Source organism: Anabaena sp. CCY 9402-a, assembly GCF_963920945.1.
In the GTDB taxonomy this organism is placed as follows: Bacteria; Cyanobacteriota; Cyanobacteriia; order Cyanobacteriales; family Nostocaceae; genus Trichormus; species Trichormus minutissimus.
On record NZ_CAWUDL010000209.1, the window covers coordinates 1 to 710 of the forward strand.

The window sequence follows — 710 nt, forward strand, 5'->3', positions numbered from 1 at the left end:
TTGATGTGTCGAGAACAAAAGCCAATAATACCTTTAATTATTGGGTAGATATTTTGAGAGAAATCTTACCTGCATCTCAAGTAGAAGAAGTAAAAAATGATGAGCAAAGATATCAAGAGCTATGTGAGAAATTATGTGAATATGAATTAATAGTAGATAGTGCAGAGCAAGCTATAGAAAGACCTGGAGACTATGAAGAGCAGAAAAAATATTATTCCGGTAAGAAGAAAATGCACACCAGAAAAAATCAATTTATAGTATTACCAGAAGGTCGAGATATAGTTGATATTTGTATTGGACAATTTGGCAAGATAAGTGATATTACATTATTTAGAAATAATCGCAAAACCCTGGATACCAAACAAAGATTTCTAGGAGATAAAGCTTATATAGGAGAAGCACTTATTACCACACCTGACAAGAAACCCAAAAAAGCCGAACTTTCAGAAACGCAAAAATCAGAGAATAAGAAATTATCTTCTAGAAGGATTTTTGTGGAACATCTGATATGTAGGGTGAAAATTTTTCGCGTAGCCAGTGATAGATTTCGTCTAGCTCGACATCGTTATAGTCAGGTGTTAAAGACGGTATGTGGATTAGTTAGGTTACATCTAAATGCTTCATTTATACTAAGTCATGATATTTGAATCATTCTCTTGAACATTTACTTTTTTAGAAAGCTCTGTTTTGAGAAACTTTTGATAATTTTC

At 32.4% G+C, this 710-nt stretch carries 1 protein-coding gene; it reads left to right on the top strand.

The window, feature by feature from the left end:
* Window positions 1–647 (top strand): HARBI1 family protein (locus ACM0OR_RS28325; protein WP_414579732.1); only part of this gene is annotated, 647 nt, incomplete at its 5' end.
* Window positions 648–710: the final 63 nt, after the last annotated feature.